This is a genomic window from Robertkochia sediminum (assembly GCF_016786255.1).
Taxonomy (GTDB): Bacteria; Bacteroidota; Bacteroidia; order Flavobacteriales; family Flavobacteriaceae; genus Robertkochia; species Robertkochia sediminum.
On record NZ_JADMKT010000077.1, the window covers coordinates 119,347 to 141,692 of the forward strand.

At 46.7% G+C, this 22,346-nt stretch carries 16 protein-coding genes and 1 tRNA gene; 6 read left to right on the plus strand and 11 right to left on the minus strand.

Annotated features, from left to right (window positions below; genetic code table 11):
- Positions 1-35 precede the first annotated feature (35 nt).
- A complete protein-coding gene (locus tag IS446_RS10425) occupies positions 36-1,586 on the minus strand; it encodes an aminotransferase class V-fold PLP-dependent enzyme (protein WP_203060459.1) in 1,551 nt (516 codons plus the stop codon).
- Positions 1,537-3,540: a protein-disulfide reductase DsbD family protein gene (locus tag IS446_RS10430; protein WP_203060461.1), complete on the minus strand. Its 2,004-nt coding sequence runs from the start codon at positions 3,538-3,540 to the stop codon at positions 1,537-1,539. Before IS446_RS10430 ends, IS446_RS10425 begins: the two co-directional genes overlap by 50 nt.
- Positions 3,541-3,828: 288 nt before the next feature.
- Between IS446_RS10430 and IS446_RS10435 the strand changes: the two genes are divergently transcribed.
- The 4 genes from IS446_RS10435 to IS446_RS10450 all read left to right on the plus strand — a co-directional run bounded on the left by IS446_RS10435 (position 3,829) and on the right by IS446_RS10450 (position 6,543).
- Positions 3,829-4,422, plus strand: coding sequence for a glutathione peroxidase (locus tag IS446_RS10435; RefSeq protein ID WP_203060463.1), 594 nt, complete (start codon positions 3,829-3,831; stop codon positions 4,420-4,422).
- Between the two features lie 8 nt (positions 4,423-4,430).
- Positions 4,431-5,582 carry a trans-sulfuration enzyme family protein gene (locus tag IS446_RS10440; RefSeq protein WP_203060464.1) on the plus strand — a complete coding sequence of 384 codons (1,152 nt, stop codon included), beginning with the start codon at positions 4,431-4,433 and terminating at the stop codon, positions 5,580-5,582.
- 48 nt (positions 5,583-5,630) lie between these two features.
- Positions 5,631-6,353 carry a bacillithiol biosynthesis deacetylase BshB1 gene (gene bshB1, locus IS446_RS10445; RefSeq protein ID WP_203060466.1) on the plus strand — a complete coding sequence of 241 codons (723 nt, stop codon included), beginning with the start codon at positions 5,631-5,633 and terminating at the stop codon, positions 6,351-6,353.
- A 114-nt stretch (positions 6,354-6,467) separates the two neighbouring features.
- Positions 6,468-6,543: transfer RNA gene (locus IS446_RS10450), tRNA-His, on the plus strand.
- Between the two features lie 434 nt (positions 6,544-6,977).
- Here the strand turns inward: IS446_RS10450 and IS446_RS10455 are convergent.
- Positions 6,978-8,525 (minus strand): M28 family peptidase, encoded by a 1,548-nt coding sequence (locus IS446_RS10455; protein WP_203060468.1) that lies wholly within the window; start codon positions 8,523-8,525, stop codon positions 6,978-6,980.
- A 209-nt stretch (positions 8,526-8,734) separates the two neighbouring features.
- Here IS446_RS10455 and IS446_RS10460 point away from each other — a divergent pair, with 209 nt between their 5' ends.
- Complete coding sequence (locus IS446_RS10460; protein ID WP_203060470.1) at positions 8,735-10,111, plus strand: TlpA family protein disulfide reductase; 1,377 nt, start codon at positions 8,735-8,737, stop codon at positions 10,109-10,111.
- A gap of 351 nt (positions 10,112-10,462) precedes the next feature.
- On the plus strand, positions 10,463-13,270 hold the full coding sequence (locus IS446_RS10465) for a prolyl oligopeptidase family serine peptidase (protein ID WP_203060471.1): 2,808 nt from the start codon (positions 10,463-10,465) through the stop codon (positions 13,268-13,270).
- Positions 13,271-13,497: 227 nt separating this feature from the next.
- Here IS446_RS10465 and IS446_RS10470 read toward each other — a convergent pair whose 3' ends face one another.
- The 8 genes from IS446_RS10470 to IS446_RS10505 all read right to left on the minus strand — a co-directional run bounded on the left by IS446_RS10470 (position 13,498) and on the right by IS446_RS10505 (position 22,297).
- The gene (locus IS446_RS10470; protein ID WP_203060473.1) at positions 13,498-14,769 is read right to left on the minus strand and encodes an alpha/beta hydrolase-fold protein; all 1,272 of its coding nucleotides are present in this window, start codon (positions 14,767-14,769) and stop codon (positions 13,498-13,500) included.
- A 158-nt stretch (positions 14,770-14,927) separates the two neighbouring features.
- Positions 14,928-15,443, minus strand: coding sequence for a GyrI-like domain-containing protein (locus IS446_RS10475; RefSeq protein WP_203060475.1), 516 nt, complete (start codon positions 15,441-15,443; stop codon positions 14,928-14,930).
- An 11-nt stretch (positions 15,444-15,454) separates the two neighbouring features.
- Positions 15,455-15,994, minus strand: coding sequence for a dihydrofolate reductase family protein (locus IS446_RS10480; protein ID WP_203060476.1), 540 nt, complete (start codon positions 15,992-15,994; stop codon positions 15,455-15,457).
- Between the two features lie 13 nt (positions 15,995-16,007).
- On the minus strand, positions 16,008-16,742 hold the full coding sequence (locus IS446_RS10485) for a sulfite exporter TauE/SafE family protein (RefSeq protein ID WP_203060478.1): 735 nt from the start codon (positions 16,740-16,742) through the stop codon (positions 16,008-16,010).
- A 56-nt stretch (positions 16,743-16,798) separates the two neighbouring features.
- On the minus strand, positions 16,799-17,329 hold the full coding sequence (locus tag IS446_RS10490) for a DUF1643 domain-containing protein (RefSeq protein WP_203060479.1): 531 nt from the start codon (positions 17,327-17,329) through the stop codon (positions 16,799-16,801).
- A 3-nt stretch (positions 17,330-17,332) separates the two neighbouring features.
- Positions 17,333-19,225, minus strand: coding sequence for a beta-N-acetylhexosaminidase (locus tag IS446_RS10495; RefSeq protein WP_203060482.1), 1,893 nt, complete (start codon positions 19,223-19,225; stop codon positions 17,333-17,335).
- Positions 19,226-19,322: 97 nt separating this feature from the next.
- Positions 19,323-19,865: a type 1 periplasmic binding fold superfamily protein gene (locus IS446_RS10500; protein WP_203060483.1), complete on the minus strand. Its 543-nt coding sequence runs from the start codon at positions 19,863-19,865 to the stop codon at positions 19,323-19,325.
- A 26-nt stretch (positions 19,866-19,891) separates the two neighbouring features.
- Positions 19,892-22,297 (minus strand): TonB-dependent receptor domain-containing protein, encoded by a 2,406-nt coding sequence (locus IS446_RS10505; RefSeq protein ID WP_203060485.1) that lies wholly within the window; start codon positions 22,295-22,297, stop codon positions 19,892-19,894.
- Positions 22,298-22,346 lie beyond the last annotated feature (49 nt).

Here is a 22,346-nt window from a genome sequence, read left to right on the forward strand (position 1 = left end):
CCGCCTAAAAAAAGCCTCCATATTGGAGGCTTTTTTTAGGCTTTAAACCATGCTGCGACGAGGGCTTTCTCTGTTCGTTGATCGTCTTTATGGCGGTATTCGTTCTCACCTTCTTCGTAATGGTAGTCTGCTCCCCATTTCTCATGGTTGGCAGCCACCGCTTCAATGGCGTCACAGATATAATCGGCTTCGGCATTGGTCATGGTCGGGTGGATCGACATCCTTATCCATCCCGGACGCTCTCTGAAGCACCCTTCCAGGATCTTTTGCTCGATCGCCTTGGAGGTATTCTGATCTACATTGAGCAGGAAGTGCCCGTAGGTACCGGCACAGGAGCATCCACCACGGGTTTGGATCCCGTATCGGTCGTTCAACAATTTTACGATGAGGTTAAAATGTACGTTTTCAATATAGAAAGAGAAGATCCCCAAACGGTCGGTATGTTGTCCCGCCAGAATATGAAGGTTTTCGATCTTCTTTAATCGGGCAAAGATACGCTCGTTAAGCTCGTGCTCCCTGTCGAGGATATTCTTCACGCCCATCTTCTCTTTAAGCTGAATGCTCAGGGCGATCTTCATGGCCTGCAGGAAACCAGGGGTACCCCCGTCTTCCCTTGATTCGATATCCGGAACATAATCGTGATCTCCCCACGGATTGGTATAAGTTACTGTACCTCCACCCGGGTTATCCGGAATCATGTTCTTGTATAATTGTTTGTTGAAGATCAGTACACCTGAAGTTCCGGGACCTCCCAAAAACTTATGTGGAGAGAAGAAGATGGCATCGAGGTATTCATCTTCCTTTTCCGGATGCATGTCGATAGCCACATAGGGTGCCGAACAGGCAAAATCAACAAAGCAGAGTCCGTTGTATTTATGGATCATCGCAGCGATCTCGTGGTAGTTGGTACGAATACCCGTTACGTTGGATGCTGCGGTCACTGAAGCGATCTTTACCGGGTGCTCTTTATGTTCTTCCAGTAATTTTTCAAAGCTATCCATACACACCAATCCTGTTTCATTACAGGGGATCACTACCACTTTGGCAATGGTTTCCAGCCAGGAGGTCTGGTTGGAGTGGTGTTCCATATGGGTAACGAATACCAGCGGACGTTTTTCATCCGGTATGTCGGTGTACTCCATCAGGCTCTCAGACACCTTGAGCCCAAGAATACGCTGAAATTTATTCACCGCCCCGGTCATTCCGGTCCCGGTGGTAATGAGCATATCATCTTCGTTAGCGTTGACGTGTCTTTTTATAATGTGTCTTGCCTCGTGATAGGCCAGGGTCATAGACGAGCCGGAGAATGTGGTTTCGGTATGGGTGTTGGCCACCAGCGGACCGATATCATTGATAAATTTCTCTTCGATCGCTTTGTACATCCTTCCGCTCGCTGTCCAGTCGGCATAGATCAGTTGCTTTTCTCCAAAGGGAGTGGTAAAGGTCTGATCGATTCCGAGGATGCCTTGTCGAAAAGGAGCAAAGTAATTTTCGAGGTTGCTTTGGGATGTATGTGAGGCAGGCGTCTTGGCTTCCTTAGAAGTTGCCGATGCCTTTCTGTAACCAGTTAAAATATTCTTGAACATTTGGATTGTATGCTGAGGGTTCTGTTAGATTCTCTTCATTATGATCAATAAGCACATAAAATGGCTGTGCATTTGCCTTATATCTCAATTCCTGGAACTCACTCCATTTTTGTCCGATATTGCGGAATTTCTTGCCGCTCTTCTCTGAGATGTTCTCAGGGCCATCGGGCAGTGGTCTTTTATCGTCAACGTACAAAGATACCAATACCACGTCATTGTTTAAAACGTTGAGTACCTTAGGGTCAGACCACACATTGTCTTCCATCTTGCGACAGTTCACGCAGGCGTGGCCGGTGAAGTCGATAAGGACGGGTTTGTTCACCTTTTTGGCATAGGCCAGGCCTTCCTCATAATCGTGAAAACTGATGATGTCATGAGGTCCCAGGTGCGCTCCTTCCGGAAGGTCACTATGGGCGGCAGAAACGCCACCTTTGCTGTTTCCAACCCCATATGGCGATTCAGAATAATTGATGGGAGGAGGGAATCCGCTGATAAGTTTCAGGGGAGCACCCCAGAGTCCGGGGATCAGGTATACTACAAAGGTGAGCACCAATAAACCGAGTCCCAGTCTTCCTACCGAAATATGGGTAGCAGGCGAGTCGTGCGGCAGGGTGATCTTTCCGAAGAGATAAAGGGCCAGGGCACCAAAGATAGCGATCCAGATGGCCAGGAATACTTCTCTTTCCAGCCAGTGTAATTGCAGTACCAGGTCGGCATTCGATAAGAATTTAAAGGCCAGGGCCAACTCCAGGAATCCTAGTACTACCTTAACGGTATTGAGCCATCCTCCTGATTTAGGCAGGGAGTTCAACCAACCCGGGAAGGCTGCAAAAAGGGCGAACGGCAATGCCAGCGCCAGGGAGAATCCGAGCATTCCCACGATAGGGGCAATACCACCTTTAGAGGCAGCTTCTACCAGCAGGGTTCCAACGATAGGTCCGGTACAGGAGAAGGATACGATAGCCAGCGCAAGAGCCATAAACAGGATGCCAACGATACCACCTTTGGTCGACTGCGAATCGACCTTGCTGGCCCATGAATTGGGCAGGGTGATCTCAAATGCACCGAGGAAAGACACGGCAAAGACTACCAATAAAAGGAAAAATATGATGTTAAACGTAACGTTCGTAGAGAGTCGGTTCAGCGAATCGGCTCCGAAGATGGCGGTTACCAGGGTACCCAGTAATACGTAAATACCGATGATGGACAGTCCGTAAAAGATCGCATTTCTGATCCCCGCCGCCTTGCTTTTACTTTGTTTGGTAAAGAAGCTTACGGTAAGGGGGATCATTGGGAATACACAAGGCGTAAGTAACGCTGCAAACCCTGAGAAGAAGGCAATTATAAATATGCTCCAGAGTCCCTTATTTTCTTTTGGGGCTTTGGTACCGGTAGTCTCGGTATACACTTCTTCCTTAGTTTCAGCAGTATCGGTATCCAGGCTTATCGCCGGTGTGATCACCGGGGTGGTTTCAGCCTCTTCCTTTTCAGGGGTATTTGCTGTAGCTCCTGCTTTGATGGGGAAATCCAGGGTCACGTAGTTGGGAGGTAAACAACGTTCGTCGTCACATACCTGGTATTCTACCTCTCCCGTGATCATGGCCACATCACCACTTACTTTAACGCGTTGGCGGAATACCGCCTTATCGCTGAAATACTTGATGTCGGTTCCCCAGGTATTGTCAAATTCGGTATGCCCTTTCGGCTCTTCAGTGCCGTTGACAAATTCGATCCCTTCTGCTTCTTCATAGGTGAATACAGTAGGAAGGGGGCCGTCTTCGGGTACCGTTTGAGAGTACAGGTGCCACCCAAAGTCGATGGTGGCCGTGGAGATCAATTCAAATTCGTTTTCTGAGACCTTTTCCACCGAAGTGCTCCAGCTCACCGGGTCCAGGATCTGGGCTTGAACCAGGGTCGTGGCTAGGGTGAAAAGGGCCAAAAATAAATTTCTCATAGTATGTAGTTAGTAAGACGATACAAAACTAATAGGTTAGCGGACTTTCCGGGCTTGGTTAACAACTTTTTTTGAAAAAATAATCAACGATTTTGTACAATTTTTATAAAAAATGATCCCGATCAGGAAATCCTTCCGGTTGAAAGAAGATGAAGGCACATTTCGTAAAGATCCGGGAGGAAGCATCCATGACTGAACGTTAAAAGCTTGTGAATTTCACTGTAATTTTTTCTTACATAAAAGTGACAAACCTGAATAATGATTAAATTGCTGCAAAAAAGAAATCCTATGAAAAAAACTATCATTCTGGCAACTGCACTGTTGTGTCTTGCCTGCAAGGAAGAATCATCAAAAACTGCCCAAATAGCTCAAAATACCATGGAGGCTGCTACCCCGTTACAGGATCAGAGTATACACCGTTTTGAGGTGAAAGACATCAATGGAGAAACCTTTCGTTTTGCCGACCTCAAAGGTAAGAAGGTCATGGTCGTGAATACGGCGAGTAAATGCGGATTAACCCCGCAGTATGAGCACCTGCAGGCGCTTTATGATACTTATGGAGGAGAAGAGTTTGTGATCGTAGGTTTCCCTGCCAACAACTTCGGTAACCAGGAGCCTGGAACTAATGAGGATATTGCCGAATTCTGTCAGCTTAACTACGGGGTGAGCTTCCCGATGATGAGTAAGATCTCTGTAAAAGGAGATGATATGCATCCGGTATACCAATTCCTGACCAAAAAATCAGAGAACGGTTATGCCGATTCGGAGGTGCAGTGGAATTTCCAGAAATACCTGATCGATGCTTCGGGACAACTGGTTGCTGTGATCGACCCGCAAACCCTCCCGAACGATCAAAAGATCATTGATTGGATCACTCAATAATATATTAGATGATCAAAGGATTCAATACCATATGCACCCACGCCGGGGAATTGGAAGATGAACAGTACAAGGGAGCGGTGTCTCCCTTGTATATGTCAAGTTCTTATGCCTATGAAGGGGTAGAGCAGAAGCGTTACCCCAGGTATTTTAATACGCCAAACCAGGAGGCGATCGCAAAAAAACTCGCTGCACTCGAGCAGACAGCCGGTGCCCTTGTTTTTGGAAGTGGGATGGCTGCGGTAAGTACGGCTCTTTTGGCCTTTCTATCCAAGGGGGATCATGTGGTGCTTCAGCGTACGCTTTACGGAGGAACTTTTAATCTTGTAGTGGAGGAGTTCGAAAAGTTTGGGATCGAATACAGTTTTGCCGGCGGACTCGAAAAGGGTGATTTTGAAAAGGCGGTCCAACCCAATACCAAGGTGATCTATGTAGAAACCCCATCGAATCCGTTACTCGGGATTACCGACCTTAAGATGGTTGCAGCGGTGGCCCGGGAGCACAACCTCGTTTCGATGATCGACAATACCTTTGCCTCACCCGTAAATCAAAACCCTTCGCAATTCGGGATCGATATCGTAATTCACAGTGCCACCAAGTATCTTGGCGGACATAGTGATATTCTAGCTGGAGCTGTATGTGCCTCTGATGAACATATTGAGAAGGTGTTTTCTTTAGGGAAGAACCTTGGAGGCAACCTCAGCGATTATACCGTATGGCTTTTGGAGCGCAGTATCAAGACCTTGGGCCTAAGGGTAAAGGCGCAGAACAAGAATGCCCTAAAAATGGCGAAGTTCCTGAAAAAGCATAAGGCCGTAAGCCGGGTGTTTTATCCGGGACTCAAGGATCATCCCGGGCATGAAATTGCCAAAGAGCAGATGAACGGCTTCGGAGGCATGTTGTCTTTTGAGCTGGATGAAGCTATTGATGTTTCTGCATTTCTCGAAGGTTTAAAACTCATAAAACCTTCGATGAGCCTGGCAGGGGTAGAGAGTACGATCCTTTCGCCGGCTAAGACCTCCCATGCCCTGGTGCCTGCGGAAGAGCTGGAACAGCAAGGGATCTCAGACAGGCTGCTGCGTTTTTCTCTGGGTATTGAAGATAAAAAGGACCTCTTTGGAGATATCGAACAGGCACTGCAAGAGGCAGGGTATAAGGGATAGCCCTTTGCCTTATCTTCCTTATTTTTGTAAAAAATTGAATCGGAACTTATGAAATTAGATATACTCGCTTTTGGTGCCCACCCGGATGATGTTGAATTGGGTTGTGGTGCCACTATTGCTAAAGAGATCTCTTTAGGGAAAAAGGTCGGTATTGTTGATCTTACCCGTGGGGAGCTCGGTACCCGTGGTACTGCGGAAACCAGGGATCAGGAGGCGGCAGAAGCTGCCAAACGGCTTGGAGTATCGGTACGTGAGAACCTTGAATTTGCCGACGGATTCTTTGTGAACGACAGAGAGCATCAGCTGGAGGTGATCAGGATGATACGTAAATACCGCCCGGAGATCGTGCTTTGCAATTCTATAGACGACAGGCATATTGACCATGGTAAGGGCAGTAAGTTGGTAAGTGATGCTTGTTTTTTAAGCGGACTCGTTAAGATCGATACCATGTTCGATGGTGATGATACCTGGCAGGAGCCCTGGAGGCCCAAGTTCGTTTATCACTATATTCAGTGGAAGGACTTAAAGCCCGATTTTGTGGTTGACGTAAGCGGATTCATGGATGCGAAGATGCATTCCATCGATGCTTATGCTACCCAGTTTTACGATCCGAAGAGCGATGCCCCTAAGACGCCTATAAGCAGCCAGAACTTTTACGATAGCCTTATTTATCGTTCCCGTGACCTGGGCCGTTTGATCGGGGTTGAACATGCGGAAGGATTCAATGTAGAGCGTTATGTGGCTGTAAAGCAATTGGATGATCTTATTTAAGAAAAGGCACCTTGAGAAAGGGTGAATTTTTTTAAAAAAATATTTGGCAAAAAGACATAAAATAAGCTACATTTGCACTCGCTTTGTCACTGAGACGGAGCACACGCAACAAATGGTGGTTGTAGCTCAGCTGGTTAGAGCGCTGGATTGTGGTTCCAGAGGTCGCCGGTTCGAACCCGGTCTTCCACCCAATAAAGCCTTCAGAGAGATCTGAGGGCTTTTTTTGTGCGCAACCCCGAAAGCTTGCTTTCAAGGGGTTGTAAGCACAAAAAAAGACCCTAGGGCCGGCAGGCCCTGAAGGCTTTATTGGCAGGTTCCCCACTTCCGGCTCAACGCTGCGCAGGCAGCGTTAGCCCGGGATGTATTTTCAAGGGGTTGTAAGCACAAAAAAAGACCCTAGGGCCGGCAGGCAGGGGTGGCAACGCTTTGGCGTTTGCGGATGGGGTTTTCTGATATGGCAGGCAATTTTAATAACTGGGAATTTTTTCAATGAGATCGCCACGGTTGGCATGCCAACCTCGCGAAGACCCTCTGGTATACCGCCTTCATCTTATTTCCTCATAACTTCATAACCTTATAACCTCATAACAAAAAAAGCCCCGCTCATGGGCGGGGCTTTTTTGTTTATTCCGTTGCGGCTTTATCAACCTTGATGCGCTGGGGGCGGTTTGCTACCTCCCAGGCCGTATGAAATACCAGTTGGGCTCTGTTGGTAAGCAGATCGTAGTTGATCTTGTCCGGCGTGTCACTCGGACGGTGATAGTCGTCGTGGGTACCGTTAAAGTAGAAGATCACCGGAACATTGTTCTTTGCGAAGTTATAGTGGTCGCTTCGGTAGTAGAAACGGTTCGGGTCATTCTCATCGTTATAGGTATAATCCAATTCGATGTTCATGTACTTGGCGTTTACCTCTTCAGAGATCAGATGCAGTTCGGTACTCAGTTTATCCGATCCAATGAGGTAGATATAGTTTCTGTTCCCTTCTCTTTTCGGGTCGATCCTTCCGATCATATCGATATTCAGGTCGGCTACGGTTTGCTCCAGAGGGAAGATCGGGTGATTGGTATAGTACTCCGAACCAAAAAGTCCTTTCTCTTCTCCGGTTACGTGAAGAAATACAATAGAGCGATCGGGACCATTCCCCGCATCGGCAGCCGCTTTAAAGGCCTCTGCGATCTCGAGTACGGCAACGGTTCCGCTTCCGTCGTCATCGGCACCATTATTCACCTCTCCGTCCTTACTTACCCCGATATGGTCAAGGTGGGCAGAGATCACGATATATTCTTCAGGCTTTGTTTTCCCTTTGATCATCGCCACCACATTGTTGGCGATAACCTCTTTGTCTTTCCCATCGGCCTTGATGGTAACGTTTCCGGCAGTAGCTCCTGCCTTGAGGTCCATACCATTCAGGATCGATTCCCCGGCAAAAAGAAGGTTGGCACTGGTTTCCTTTTCGGCTAGTCCCAATTGTCCGCTGTATTCTGATTGCTTCAGGTAATCGTAACGTTGTTTCATACGCTTACTAAAGGCATCGTCCAGGTAAATAACGGTGGCAGCTCCTTTATCGGTAGCGATCTTGATCCTTTTTTCAAGACTCTGTCTCCAGTTGCTCCATTCGGAGGTTTGATTGTCCCCGCTCACCAGGTAGGTGCCGTCTTCTGCCTTGGGTTCTCCAAGTTTGAAGATCACCGCTTTCCCTGTAACGTCTAATCCTTCATAATCTGAATAGGAATCCGTTTCTATTCCGTAGCCGGCATAAACGGTTTCCAGAATGACATTGCTCAGGGACGACATGGTAAAAATATCTTTTCCGATCTCCAGGTTCTTATTTCCCAATTGTACAGTTCCCGATGGGAGGCTGTGATTCACCAGGGGTACGGCCTGTAAATAATCGCCGTTGCTTTGAGCGGCTGCTACCCCCATCTCCTTATAGGCGTTCACCAGGTAGTCGGTAGCCATTTTTTCGCCTTCTGTAGCGGTTTCCCTTCCTTTGAATTCGTCAGAAGCATAGGTGTAAAGGTGTTCCTTTAATTCGGTTTCGGTAATGGTTTTGGCATAGGTATCGGGTGATACGTCCGCAACCGGAGCAGGCTGTTGCGTGGTAGCCACGTTTTGTTGTGCACTGTTGCAAGCTGCTAATAGCAGAACTCCAATGTAAAGTGCTCTTTTCATAATCATTGATTTTTTTGTGCGAATTTGCGTAAATATAGTATAAGTTATTCATAGAAGCCTTTTGGCAAGAGAATTTGAACTTCTTTCTCCCTTAAAGAATTCTTATTTCCGCAAACTTTTAGATAAGTTTTAGGTTTATTCGGGTAATAATTGCCTAATATTGAGGGAATATTTAATCTATTTATAGACCCTAAACCTAACATATTTAAATGAAGAGAACTTTTATTATTCTGGGACTGCTTTCTACCCTTGTAGCATGTAAGGAGGAAGCCCCGGTAGATTACGCGATCGTCGAGGGGAGTATTGCCAATCTTGAAGGCAAGGAACTCGCTCTGAATCAGGTAACCGGAACATACCGCTCTAAGATCGCCCTTGCCGCCGATGGCAGTTTTGTAGATACGTTAAAGAATAATTCAGGAGCCTATACGCTCACCGACGGGAAGCATAAAATGCGGTTCTACGTAGAAAACGGAGATCGCCTGAAAGTGAATTACGATGCTTCTGATGCCGGAAATACCCTTAAATTCGAAGGTACTGCGGCAACGACCGCAGAATACTACAAGGCCAAAGATAAGATCTCTGATGAGCTGGAAGTAGGCAAGCAAAATATTTACACTCTTGAAGAAAGCGAATTCCTCGCATTTCTGAACATGGTGAAGCAGGCCCATTTGGATATGCTTAAGGCAAGCAAATCCCTTCCGAAGTCTTTTGTAGCTAAGGAAAGCGAGAATATTAAATTCGAATACCTCACCCAGGTGAACAATTATGAGGCTTACCACGGATACTATACAAAGAATCCTGACTTTAAAGCTTCTGAGAACATCACCTCACAATTGGCTGATATCAACCTGGAGGATCTCGAATCGTATCGTTTTTCTGCTGCTTATAAAAGTCTGCTTACAGGAACGTACAATCAGAAGGCCAACGAGCTGGTAAAGCAAGATTCCCTGGATCAGTCTATCGCATTGCTTAAGGCTATAAGTACCAATAACAACAAGGAGATCAGAGACGAACTCATGTACGAGAATGTCAAGGTATACCTGTCCTACAGCGAAGACCCCAAGGCGTATTATGAGTTGTATAAGACTCATGCCACCAATGAGGAATACATCGCTGAGGTAAAGAAAGACTACGAAAAATTACTCACCCTTGGCGAAGGCAAGCCTTCTCCTGAATTTAAGGATTATGAGAATTTTAAGGGGGGTACCACCTCACTATCGGACCTTAGAGGCTCCTATGTCTATATCGATGTTTGGGCCACCTGGTGCGGTCCTTGTAAAAGAGAGATCCCTTTCCTGAAACAACTGGAAGCCGATTATCACGATAAGAACATTACCTTTTTAAGTATCTCTATCGATGCGCAGAAAGATCACGATAAGTGGCAGCGTATGGTTAAGGAGAAAGAATTGGGTGGTGTACAACTGTTTGCCGATAACGATTGGGAATCTCAATTCGTACAGGATTATATGATCAAGGGTATCCCAAGATTCATCCTGCTCGATCCGGAAGGAAATATTGTGAAAAGCAATGCACCAAGACCTTCTTCGGAAGAGATCCGAACATTGTTCACAGAACTGAAGATCTGATCCATCTCAGTTTCACATCAACCTATAAACCTGCCTTCGGGCAGGTTTTTTTATGTCTTTTCGCAAACCGACGGACTAACACTAATCCCCGTTTTTTTATAAAAGCCATATTTTGTTTAACGTTCTGGAAATCAGCGACTAATCAGGTGAAGTGCATGCTTTGACCGTTGAAATACACTTTTTGATTTTTCTTTAATAAGGAGTTTACTTACCACTGCGGCTTATAGCCTATAAAACTCATTTTTTTTTCTTAAAGTTTGATAATTTTTTTTGGGATTTTACACCTCTTTATATATTGCACCCACCTGAAAATCAAATACTTGGTTTTGGGTTAACCCAATCTTGAACAACATGAACATTTACTTGAAACAGCGCCAATATTCGGCGGTTCTTTTACTGCGTGCTTTTATGATCTTCTTCTGGGGTATCGGTATGTATGCCCAGGATCATTCAGGTGAATTTCTCAAAGCGCTTACCCCTCAGGAATACGATAAGTGGGAGAGCGTACGCGGTGCTAAATTTTCAGACGACGGTAGCTGGTTGTCGGTGATCACCGGGACCAATCAAGGTGACCGCACTTTAAAGCTCAGAAACCTGGCCACCGGTGATGAATTGCATTTTCAGGATGTGAACGGTATTGATTATTCCCCGGATAATACCTGGGTGGTTTTACGTCGTACCTTACCGGGGGAGCAACTGCAAACCATAAGAGAGGTTAATGGAGAGATCGAAGCCAGGGCATGGCTCTACTCCCTTGAGACCAAGGATACCGTAACGGTCAATAATCTGCGTAAATACGCCTTTAGTGCTAATGGAGCCTTTTTAGCCATGACCCGTAATGGTGATCGCGGAAAATCGCTTACCATTAGGAATATGGCCGACGGGAGGGAGATCAGCTTTGGTAATGTTGCTGATTTTGATTGGCATCAAGAAAAGAACCTCCTGCTTTTTCAGATCAAGAACTTAAAGGGAGATCATGAAATACAGTTATATAATGCGCTTACCGGAAGTATAAAGGTATTGGACAGCCATGCGGGAGACTATGTTCGCATGTACTGGCTCGATGAATCGGCAGATGCCGTTGTGGTACGTGAGCATCCCCTGGAGGATCAGGAGGAGGTAAGCCATGACCTGTTCATCTTTAAGCGAGTGGACAAGGCCGACTTTACCGTTGAGAAATTCCAACCCCATGTGCTGGGATCGCTAAAAGATCACCAAAGGGTACTTGCAGAAGATCTCGTATTGGCCGAAGATCAAAGCAAGTTGTATTTTAAGGTGGTTACCGGAACTCCGGCCCCTGTAGTGGTTCAGGGAGTTGCATCAGATTCCTTACATCAGTTTGGCAGCGACGAGGCCCTTTCATCCCGCCCCGTATTTTACAACAAACACCACGAAGCGCCCGATCTTCAGATCTGGCACAGTAACGACAAGGTGTTGGTTCCTGCTCAATATGCCAAGGGAATTGACGCATCTGCCGTCATGGGCAGAGCTGTCTGGGATTTTGAAAAGAAGGAGATCACCTTTCTTCAGGACGATATACTTGAAGATGTCATTATCGAAAAAGAACAACGTGTCTTTCTTGGCTACGATGAGACTCCGTATGAGCGCGAAGTCATGTTCGGGCGTCATTTCTACGATGTCTATGCGATAGACGCCACCACAGGGACCCGCAAGAAACTGGTGGAGAAGGTGAGCAAGTACTATGAGCTTAGTCCTGATAGCAGGTATTTTGTATACCTCAAAGACGATCACCTTCATCTTTACGACCTTGATAGAGGTGCGTCTGTAAACCTTACCAAAGGAGTAGGTGTGAGCTTTATCGATGAGCATAACGATCATCCGCTACCTCAAAAGCCGGCATACGGATTCGTAGGTTGGGCAGAAGACGGTCGTTCGTTATTACTCAATTCTGAGTTTGATGTTTGGCAATTCTTCACCGGTAAGAAACCTGCCCGCCGGTTAACTGCCGGTATGGAACAGGAGAATGTGTTCCGACTTGATTTTACCAGTAAGAATGGTGGTACCATCGATCTCTCCAAGCCATTGTTCTATAGCGTAGAAGGGAAATGGACTAAGAAGTCCGGGTATGCTCAGGGTCGAGCCGGCTCTAAAACGACCATGCTTATTTTCGAAGATGCCTCTGTTAGACGCATTGCCCGAAATGACCGTACCGCCGATATGATCTTTGTGCGCTCGTCTTTTGACCTTCCCGGAGATGCGTATTACACTCAGGATATGTTCGCAACTGAAAAACCTTTAACGGCTATCAATGCGTTTCAGGATGAGTACCGTTGGAGTAAGGCTGAACTCGTAGATTATCAAACAGCTTTAGGCAATCGCGCGCAAGGAGTACTGTACTATCCAGCCGATTATGTGGAGGGAAAAAAATACCCTATGATCACCTATGTGTATGAAAAATTGTCCCACGGTCTGCACAACTATATGCAGCCTTCGGAGAACGATTATTACAATACCTTGCTTTGGTCTCAAGCCGGATACTTTGTTTTTAAACCGGATATGGAATTCGAAGCCGGTAACCCTGGGGTATCGGCAGCCAGAACACTTGAGAACGCCGTTGGGGCAGTAGTAGCGAAAGGTGATGTAGACAAGGATAAGGTCGGACTCATTGGTCATTCCTGGGGTGGGTATCAGGCCGGATTCGTGCCAACTCAAACCGATATATTTGCTGCTTCTGTTGCCGGAGCAGGCCTAACCGATCTGGTAAGTATGAACCTTTCTGTGACCCCTGCCTTTGGATGGCGCCCGGAAAACGATCACTTCGAGGTCGGACAGGAACGTATGGCTGTTGCCCCCTGGGTAGCCCCCGAAAAGTATGTGGCGAACTCCACCGTAATGCAGATCCATAAACTCAATACACCGGTAATGTTCATGACCGGAGATTCTGATAACAATGTGAACTGGAGTCAGGGTATTGCTTATTACAATGCAGCCCGCAGGGCCGGTAAGGACTTTGTATTGTTGGTATACGAGGGGGAAGGACATAGCCTGAGTCAAAAAAAGAACCAGATCGATTACCAGCAACGCATCCTTAAATGGTTCGGCTATCACCTCAAAGGGGAAGCTCCCGAGGATTGGATGCTCAATAGTGTGCCTTATTCTGAACAGCAAAAACGACTGGAGAATTGGGGTGAAGAATAGATCCCTTTTCTCATAACCATATTAAGATGATCGCTAGCGGTAAGTGAAACCGTAATCTTAGTGAATGTGTTTGAATGTGAAGAAGTCTCCGGTTTCCGGAGACTTTTTTTATTGCGGAAGATGAAAGGGGGATAAGATTTTTGGAGAGATTTGTCTGTTTAAAGGTCTTGGTTTCCATAGGCTTTTATGACTGAAGCTGAAAGGGATGTGAGAATTGAAAAGGTATTTTACGGTTGATCCTTTAGCGACTGCACCTTTTTTACGGTGGTTACATCCGGCTCCAGTTCAAGGGCTTTTTCGTAGATCTTTAAAGCCCTTCGGGGACGATCGGTGACCATATAAAAATCGCCCAGGGAATTATGTGCCCGGGAACTTTCAGGGAAATTCGTAATGTTCATTCGGAAAAGAGCCTCCGCCTTTTCAAAGTCTTCCAGTTCCATGCTTTTGTACCCCATAGAACTGATCAGGTCTTCTTCGGGAAGCACCAGGTAACCTAATTTATTAGAGATCCTGCGATAGTGTTCGTTAAAGGCGTTCAGGAATCTTTTGGTGCTGATGTTGTGCAATCGCTCCGGATCGAATTGTTTGAGCACGGGATCGATATTGTAAAAATCGAAGATGCTTGAAAACGCATCGTAGAAAGCGGTGAGACTAACGTTGGCATGACTTTGCTCCGGGTAATAGCGGTAGTGAAAATGGTCTGTTGCGCAGGTATTGCGCTCGAATATTTCAGCAAACTTTGCGATCGCCCTGAAATGTGCTGTTCTGTTGTTGCGATCATTGCGTATCGCTTCCGGTGTTTTTTCAGGGGGCAGGGTATTGGCTGCGGCCAGGTAAAAATTGTTGTCGCTGTCTATAGGACAGTGCTGGAAGGGCTCCAGTTGGTTCAGTAGGTAATTGTTGTCCCACCAATAGCTGGGATCAATAGCGATATAATTGCGAAAACTATCGCCTTCTGAATACATGGCATAGGTGGTAAAAAGTCCGCCAAGGGAATGCCCTATAAGGCTTCTGTAGGGGGTGGTGGGATAATTGGCATCTACGAAAGGGATGAGCTCTTTGGTGATGAATTCCAGGAATTCAGAGGCGCCACCCGTATTCTTGAGATAGACCTCCGGGAGGTCTTCGAGTTGATGGATCTTAGTGGGTGTGAGATCTCTTAACCTGTTTGTATTTTCTATGCCGATAACGATCATTCGGGGCCAGAAGATCTCTTCTCCCAATTGATCGGCCATAGCGGCCATAGCCTTAAAGTGGGCCTTTGCATCGAGTACGTACAGAACGGGATAGCGTTTTCCACGATCTGTAGACGAAAAGTAATCGGAAGGCAGATGAACCCATATCTTCCGGTCTTCCTCAAGGATGCTGGAGTACAGATGATCGATATGACCAAAATGAATACTTTCCCTACCCATGCGTTCAGGTACCTCTTGCCCGGCTACAGGTACCCCCGGGATAAATAATAAGATCAAAAAGAAGAAGATGTAAAGGTGCTTCATTCCCTGTATGCTTTTGCATGCAGGTCAAGGCAAAGCAGATCTTATGGGCGGTGGCGAGGGATTTTTTGCTTAGAGTGTTGTCAAAATTACTGAAAATCAAATAATTGAGTACAATTTATGTAAGAAAAAATGTGATAACACCATTTTCAAAGGTTTTTTTATCCCTTTACCGGTTGTTGCACGGAACGAATGGGGATCCAAACTTCTTCTTCGGCTTCGGGGTTTTGAGGCCCTTTGTATTCAGGGGTCATCACCTGAAAATGCGGTCTCCCATCAGGGACATATCCGGATTCCGGCATCCAGGAACCAAATATATCATTCATGGTTTGCGCAATGGCTGCGGCGGTCCCTTTATGTAAAAAGACGGCATAGGTGCCTGCCGGTACTTCAAGGATCTCAAATGGTTGCGCGACGGTGTTCTTGTCCGGGTTTATGGTTACTGTGGCCCAGAATTTTACTGTAGTTGGTGTAACCGTTTGATTTTTTCCTGATATCTCCGGATACTCTTGTACAGCATAGAGATCATTTCCCGATCTTATGGGGGCCAGTGTTTTAACACGGGGCATGAATTTTTGCCATACCGAAGAAGGGTTTAGCTCATCAATGGAAAAAAGTTGAGACATTCCGGCCATTTTACAGCCCGGAAATTCGGTGATCCTTAAAGGAGTGATCATGTGTGATAGGGTTAATAGTTAACAGCATAGCGGGTATAGCACATCCCCGAAGCGTAGGTTTTGTGTTCTTCGAGGGTAAGTTTGTATTGCAGGTCAGACTCCGGGAACAAGGGTATGCCCGATCCCAATAGTACGGGGGCTGTAAAGAGCATGATCTCATCGATAGCCTGATGCCTTAAGAGCGATACCATGGTTGCACCACCGCCTACCAGCCATATGTTCTTTTCGCCGGAAGAAGCTTTCAGCGCAGGGAGCACTGTTGCTAATGATCCGGAAAGTACTTCGGTATTCGGCGTATCTGTCCGGAGGTGTTCTTGCCTGGTGATCACGTAGGTCTTTTGTCCTTCATAGGGCCAGGGGATATCGAACCCCCTGATAATATCGTAGGTTTTTCTCCCCATAAGCAGGGTATCAACGCCGTTTACAAAATCCTGGTATCCGTAATCGCTACCTTCCGGATTTTCCAATTGTTCCAGCCATCCTACGCTGTGATCTTTTGTAGCGATATAGCCGTCAATCGAAGCTGCGATATAGAGAACGATCTTTTTCATAGGATTAAAGGTATCAAATATTAACCGAAAGAATCCTTACCAGGCTTACGATACCAATGAAAAGAATAAGGAATAGTGAAAAGCGTTTGAACTTCTCCTGGGGGAGGTAATGCAGGATCTTCTTCCCGATCCAGGTCCCTATGAGTCCGATAGCGAACAAAAAGGGAAGGTACATGAGTTCTTGTTTTCCGATATATCCGTTGCCGTAATACACAAAGGTCCTGCTCAGGTCTACCATAAAATCTATAAGGGCAGAGGTCGCTATAAAAACGCTCTTTTCGAGGTTGAATGCCGCCATGGTGATCCCTCTTATGGCTCCCCCCGTACCCAGGAGTCCGGCGGTTAGACCTGAGAGGATCCCACCTCCGATAGCGTTCGGTTTGTTTGAGGGCACTACTAGCTCTTTTTTGATAAGGAAGAGCAGGCTGAGTACGACCAGGAATACACCCAGTATGATCTCAAGAAGACGCCCGTTGACGAATTTTGAAAGAAATCCGCCAAGAATAACAAAGATCACCGAAGGTATGCCTATGTATAGCAAAAGGAACTTATCCAAACCTTTTCTAAAGAGAAAGATCTTGCTGAGGTTACTGGAAAGGTGAAAGATGGCCGTCATGCCCAGCACCGAATAAAAGTCAAAATAAAAGGCGCCAATGGGGACAAAAAATACGGAAGAACCGAAGCCTCCAACGGTGCCTATGACTTCTGCCAAAAGGGTAAGGATCAGGAAGAGGTAGTTGATCTTCATTTGGTTGAGGTACTGATTTCACCCTTAAAGGTAGCTTATTATTCCTTTCTTGAAAACTACCTGCAGTGTTGTGTTGCATACGCCTTGATATCGAAGGCGATAAGGGCAGCGTCGTCCTTTTGGTAGAGCGGATGCCTGGGATGTCCCGGTATGGTCGGGGTACCGAGTTGTAACCAGGGAGTGTCTTGGCAAGATTTCATGGCGGTAATATCATAAAGACACCGAAACAGGTAAGGTCGTTTTGCAATGATATTACCCCAGGCAGCCCATATTCCGTTTACAGGATACTGGCGAAAGGCATCCTGCATATGGAGCAGGTTCTTTTTATGAACCTCCCTGAGCATACGCTTTCTGAGCTTATCAGGGTGGGTTTCCCGTTCCGGCCACAGGTTGCACAATACCCATCCGTCATAACCGTGCTGTAAGGCAACCTTTTGCATTTTGGCTACGGTACGGTCGGGTTTTCCCGGTTGTGCCGTACTGGGATTGGCACCGATAATGCCCAGCATGTTCTTACCCTTTACCCCCAGTAAAAAGCGATAACGATCACTGGTGTCTGTGGTGTATATCCATGGTGTTTCGGTCATAGGTTATTGACGATAAGTGTTAATTACGGCTTCCAGTTTCTCCACCGAATCTTCGAGTCCGCCGGGACGATTGCGTTTCAGCCACAGGGCTTTGTGTTTTGCGATAAGTGCTTCCAGTTCGGCAGCCATGGCTTCTCTGGATGCTGCAGGAATATTTGATGTAGCACCATCTTTAGCTTCCAGTCTTAACACTCCCAGTTTTATGGCGTGCAGGGCCAGGGATGCTGCCTGTTCGATCTCCTGTTTCAGGAGTAACCCATCAAGACTTTCAGGCGCAGCAGACTCGAGTAATTCCAGTGCCTCTAGGATCTCTGCTTTTCCTGCTTCCAATCCGTTACGGGTCATTTCACGGGTTTGGTAGTTTCCGTTTAGGGTCCATGCATGCCTGTGGAGCATAAGGTGAAAGATATTGGCATTCCCTGGCGGTATATTGGTTTTGGTATAGGCAGCTCCCAGTTTCAGTAAGGCCCGGGAGAAACGGTGGGTGTCGTCTTTGAAAAGATGCTCGTCCATCCAGTCTGCCAGCAGGTCTTGGGGATCGTTCTGCGTATGCCATGCCAGGGAACTTCCTAAGGCAATAGCCGGAAGACTTATGACTGCAGGTTGCCAGTGGCCGTGATCTCCCCAATCGGTAAGGAGGTACCCTTCAGCACCATTTTCAGCACCGTTGGTGGCAGCATTTTTAAGGTTGGCAAAGCTGTTAGGATTCCTTCCTATAAGCGATCGCCATGAGGAGGTTCCCGGACAAACGTAATAGGAGATGCCGGCTTCCCTGAATTTTGGAAGTTCGGTATCGTAAGGGTGGTCACTGCTATATCCCCAGACCAGGGCCGTGATATCTTTAGGGAGTTGGGGGATGAGTTCGGGGTGGTTGAGAATGATATCGCCCCAGAACTGAACAGATTTCCCGTGGGAAGTAGCAGCCTGGTGGAGTTTTTTGAGGTAATCGAGGTAAATACGACCCTTACCTTTATCTCTGGCTTCGGCAGCCGATCGTCCCAGTCCAAGCTCAACGGTCTCATCACATCCGATATTAAAACGATCACTACTAAAATTGGGCAGTAATTCGGCGTACAAGTCCTTCATAAGCTCCAGAGATCCCGGGTTGGTGGGATCAAGAGAAGTTCTTTTTCTGGCTCCCCAGATGGTGTTACAGTTCTCGGGACATTCGGCCAGGTGCAGGTAGGTATCGTGCTCCAGCCAGCGCTCCATATGACCAAAGGAATTCTGGTTGGGTACCAGGTCAATATTTCGAGCTTTACAATACTGGTCTAACTCCCGTATCTGTTCCGGGGTCATCGCACCGGCATCTTCCCAGACTTCGCGATGATCCTTATAGGCAAAGGTGTGTTCGGTGTAGAGTTGCAGCTCGTTGAATTTAAGGCTTGCCAGAAGATCGATCAGCGAATACAGGGTTTTCATAGACGGCACCTTATCGCGACTGATATCGAGCATATATCCCCTTCGTTTAAAATCGGGCGCATCGGTAACGGTTATTGCATGGGCAAGAGAATCACCGGCAGCAGTGGTGATCTGTTTTAGGCTTTGAAGGGCATAGAATACGCCCGGTCTGCCCGCTGCCTGTATGGTGATGCTATCGTTGCGGATATCCATCCTGTAGCCTTCCGGTTCAAATTGTTCACTGTGTCGGATGTTCAATACGAATATAGGGGTGTTGGATCCTTCTGGTGCGTTCCATTCGGCTTTCATTTCTTCCTTCAGGTAAATGTCCATCGGTAAAACAAATGCTTTAACCTTTTTCATGGCTCCCGGAGAGAGTCCGTCATGGACAGAGGAGGTAATTTCTTTAGGTACAGGAATGATCGTTGGGATTTCCTGGGTGTAGGCTGCATTCAGACTATATAATAAGGCCAGGGTAAGCGTAAGTGTTTTCAAGAATAGTGCTTTTATTTCCCCTAAATCTAAGCAATCGAAAGAGGTAAAAAAAACAAAAGCCGGCATTTGCCGGCTTTCATTAAAATGATGGTACTATTTAGTTAACTGTAACCGTAAAAGGTACCTGTACATCGGTCTCTCCACCAAAGTCGTCACGGGTGGTTCCGGTTTTGGTTACAGGCTCGTGGATAAGGTATACCACCACGTTTCCGTTAGTGGTGCCGGTTGCAGTCCAGTTGGTGATCACTCCAAGCTTGTTCCCCATACTGTCTTCAAAATCGTTGTCTGAAGCAGCAATGGTGAGTCCGCTTACCGAAGTTTCAAAAAATACGTGGTGCTCATCGGCTTCAGCGATCACCTCTTCGGTAATGTCTTCGATATCGTTCGGATTGGTAGAATCCAGGAAGCTTACTTCCACCTCATACGTCTTTTCTGCATCGATCACGATAGGCTCAGGAGCAGTTCCTCCTTCGGTCCAGGTATAGGTCATGGTGTTTGCCGTACCCGTTTCGGTGATCATTAGGGATACTTCATTGATGAATTCTTCTTCGTTGATCTGTTCCGGAGTATCATCGTCAGAACAAGAGGTCATTCCGAGAACAAGGGTAAGTGCAATTGCGGTGTTAATTAAGTTTTTCATAGTGTAAGAAATTAAAATAATAGTGTTTAATAATTGAGTTTTAATTGTAATTGAATATTTCTGCCGAGGTCATCGGCAAAGAATCTTTGTCTGTTCAAATAATCGCGATATCGCGTGTTCAACAGGTTGCTGCCTATAACGGCTACCTGTATGGCTGAAGTTTCGCTAAGGTCAAATTTCACTGAAGCATCCACGCCCAGCAAGTGGCAGGCAGGTGGAGGCGTGCTCAGGTCTACGGTCGTGTTTACCAGTACGCCATTCTCGAAGGTTGGGTACTCGAACCTGTTGTCGGGATAATTGGTTTGTTCAAAAACCAATTGGCTGGTAGCGTTTATCTGAAGTTCGTGAAACTCCTGCATAGAAAAGGAGATCCTGTTCATCAGATTGGCCGCAGGAATATCGATCAGGGCCACATTGCGGTCCAGGTCTTCTCCGTAAACATAAGCGAACTTATGGGTACTGCGCCAACGGGTACTGTACTGGTAGCTTGCATCGATATCGATACCTATCATATAGGCATCGGTTTGGCGGTATTTCCATACCGGAAAGGCTCCTCTTATGGTCTCTTCCAATCCTGATGGCTCCAGAAGGATGAATCCGTTGATCAAATTGAAATACGGTGCGATATTGAGGTTGAGGTTCCCTGCTGTTTTACTAAAAGACGCCGTAACCTTGTGCGAGACTTCCGAAGTGATATCCAGAGCTCCAATTTCTATGGCCGCAGCCGAATGGTGTAACCCGTCGCTAAAGAGTTCAGACGGATTGGGAGCTCTTGATGCCAGGGCATAGTTTAAAAGCCATTCATTGGCATCTCCGGTAAACCGAATTCCTCCCGTGGCCGAAAAGTTATGGTATTCGAGTACCGGGTTTACGAGGATCTCCGTACCGAAAATGCCCTCTTCAAATTCCGGGTATTTCTGGTCGTACCCTTCTTCCTGCCAGGTGTCAAGATCGTAGAATTTCTGAGCGTCTATACGTGTAAGATCGTACCGTACCCCTGCCTCTGCAAGCCATTGATCACCAATACGATAATCTCCGGTCATGAATACGCCGGCATCAAACCTGTCGTAATCAGGTATAAGTCGTTTTACACCGGTGGCCGGATCTGGAAAATTGGTCTGATACATCCCCCGAAATCCGGCATTGAGCCTAAGGTCCGGACGGGCATCGTATACAAAATCCGTATTCAGCGTATGCGTGGTCAATGTAAGATCGAGCGATGGACGGTTTTTATTGTCCTCCCCACGTCTGATATCGAATTCCAGGCGATTATTATGTTGAAAGTCGTATTGTAAATTCCATTTACCTACGCCTGCTACCCGTTTATATGCCTTGATCCTGGCCAGGTGGTGAGCCACCTTTTGCTTTGGAGCAAGAATATCGTAGGTAAAATCCCTGATCACCAAGGGACGGTCGCTGTTGAGCGCCCTGATCAGGTCGGCCACATTCCCGATGTGGGAAGCTCTCAGAATACCGATCTCATTTTCGTAATAACTGTAATAGGCGTCAAAGCCGTATTTCAGGCTGTTGTACCCAAAGCTGCTGCTCAATCCTTTTTCGAAAACTCCGGTATTACTAAGGGTGTAGTCGGGAGCTTCAAAATCGCCAAGCCTTTTTAAAGTACCCTGAAGTTTCCAGTTCCAGCCACTCTTATAGCCTTTGACCAGGGAACTGCTTAGCGTTCCTCCACGACCGTTTGTGGCCCCTGTTAATAAGGTGCTCCCAAAAAGGGTGTCTTTTATGGCGATCTTTTGGGGTTCGGCAATAATAATGCCTCCGATCGCATCACCCCCGTATTTCAGGGCGGCAGCCCCTTTGATCACAGACAGGCTGGTGGCGCTGTTGAGATCAAGGTTAGGAGCGTGCTCAGAACCCCATTCCTGGTCCTGCATACGTACCCCACTGTTCATAATGATCACCCTGCTACTGTGAAGGCCCTGGATAACAGGTTTTACGATAGTGCTCCCGGTGTTCAATGACGATACCCCACTGATCTCCTTCAGGGCATCACCAAGGCTTTGACCGCTGTAGCGCTCAATGGTTTCCCTTTTAATGAGTTGCTCCTGGGCGGTCTTGGTATTCTTTTGTATCCGGGATTCAGTAACCACAACCTCACCGAGTTCTTCCATATGGTGTTCCATGGTGAACTTTTGGTAGGTGTTACCTTCGATGGTAACCTTCGACGTGAGAATCACACAATCAGGATGCTCGATCCTGACTTCGATCGTCCCGTTGCAAAGGCCTTCAAGGGTAAATTTCCCATTGAAGTCGGTTACTGCGGTAATGTCAGTTCCTGCAACGGTAACGGTAGCGCCAAAGAGTGGAGTGCCGTCGTGAAAATCGATAACCTCTCCTAAAAGGATCTGGTTACAATCTTGTGCATTCAACGCAGCGAATAGCAAAGCGAAGCATACACTAAGGTACTTTTTCATATAAAATATAATGTGATGAATTGTAAAACAGCCTTTATCAGGTTTAACC